Genomic DNA, 1,637 nt, shown 5'->3' with positions numbered 1-1,637 from the left:
TTTATTAATGAATATGTTGTGATGGGTATCTTTTTCTGATGTTTTCTCTGTAGCAGTTTTTTCATCCGATGCTTGGTTGAGTGTATTGCTCTGTCTGTAATCATCTTCAGGACGGCTCAGAATACTTTTAACCTCTTGCTCTAATGTATCCCAAAATTTTACTTCATCTATTGTTGAGATATTGGTTCCTGACTCGGCTGATGCATTATTACCACCACTTGCTTCGGCTGATCCACTTGCCCCAGCTGCTGTTCCCGAATTAGAGCTAAGACGGATATTTGTGCTTCCTGTCCCTTTTCGTTCGGTAGTAATATAATCTATATTATAAGTTTTTGTTGTTAGATAGGAGATCTTTAGAAGGTTGTTTTGTAAGGTATATTGAAGATTGTTCTCTTTGATGATTAAATCGAACACTTCATTAATGGTCAAATTTTTCAAAAAAGTTTTATTCATCGGTCTTTTAAGAACTTCTTCGGCTTGCTCATCTGTGACAACGACACTCATGCCGCACTCATCACTAAGTTGGTCAACGAACTCTCCTACGCTAGTTCCTTTGACAGAAGAGATATTGAAAAGCTCATACGTACAATCTGCCTGCAGTGTAGGTGTGAGAAGGGCAGCCGTGGCAACGGATAACATAAACGCTCGCGCATGGTGTTTAATTACTGATGTCATGATACTTTCCTATTTCGTGATGATTTTAATATTATTATTTTGTTTGGTTAAAAACAAAATAAGCTTTTGATCTTTTTTCCCTGTCAATAAAACAGAATTGGACTTAATCTCAGCGAGGGTGAAATTACGGACACTTTGCCCGACTTTATACCATTTACCGCTGATTAATACCGATTTATTCATTATTGCAAGAAGCCGTAGCGGTTCCTCGAGCACTTTTGGTTGAGCCAAAACTCCCATACTGCCCAATTTAGGAGGGGCTAGAAGATTGGATCCCGATTTTACGGTCGGTATTGCTTTTTTCATTTTCATCGGATCACGCAATGAGTTGATAAATCCATCCGGTACACCGATCCGTGCAGGAAGAATGGCAAGAATTTGCTCATCAACCCACGCTAACTCTTTATCGCCGTTTGGTTGCGTCATTACGGTTACGGCGGGTGAACTTACAGACGGGACAGTAGCATGGAGTACCATCATACTCATAAACCCTATAAGTATATATTTTTTCATTGTCTTACGATCCCCCATACTGAGATATTAAGATCCCCTTTGAGTTTTTCATCAGCACGAATGTTGAATTTATGTAAATCAACAACCAGATGACTTTGTTCGAGGGCATTAATGAATTTTAACGTATTTTTATACGGTGCTTCGGACGCAATAATAATGTCTAAAACATGTCCGAATGAACTGTTGTCTGTCTGCAAGGTATTACCGAATGTGGCTAGTTTTACCTTGTGTACACGTGCGTATCGTGAGACAGAATCCAAGTACCCCCCCCACACTTTTTCATCATAGTATAAAGAAGAAATTTGTTCCAATTGCTCTTTGATGTACGTATTGTATTGTACATACAGAGTACGTTGACGCTCTATCTCTACTGTTTCACGCTCTATTTGAGTAATTCGTTCAGGCGGATTAGCCGATAAGTATTGCTTGTCGATATTTAATTCATTTTC

The 1,637-nt window shown here is 39.0% G+C and carries 3 protein-coding genes; all 3 read right to left on the bottom strand.

Translation table 11 applies throughout. From position 1 onward, the window contains the following. Positions 1-675: secretin N-terminal domain-containing protein (locus A2517_RS10340; RefSeq protein ID WP_294896743.1), on the bottom strand; the 675-nt coding region annotated here is incomplete at its 3' end. 9 nt (positions 676-684) lie between these two features. Continuing rightward, positions 685-1,188: a hypothetical protein gene (locus tag A2517_RS10335; protein WP_294896741.1), complete on the bottom strand. Its 504-nt coding sequence runs from the start codon at positions 1,186-1,188 to the stop codon at positions 685-687. After that, the coding region (locus A2517_RS10330; protein ID WP_294896739.1) for a hypothetical protein at positions 1,185-1,637 on the bottom strand (453 nt) is incomplete at its 5' end. The genes A2517_RS10330 and A2517_RS10335, both read right to left, overlap by 4 nt.

Source organism: Sulfuricurvum sp. RIFOXYD12_FULL_44_77 (assembly GCF_001830725.1).
GTDB classification, from domain to species: domain Bacteria; phylum Campylobacterota; class Campylobacteria; order Campylobacterales; family Sulfurimonadaceae; genus Sulfuricurvum; species Sulfuricurvum kujiense_A.
The sequence above is the reverse complement of the archived record's forward strand: the minus strand, read 5'-3'. Positions and strand labels throughout refer to the sequence as shown.

What these genes read in the sequence shown, in the direction of transcription:
- A2517_RS10335 (WP_294896741.1), bottom strand. Translation starts at nt 1,188, where the DNA reads ATGAAAAAATATATACTTATAGGGTTTATGAGTATGATGGTACTCCAT.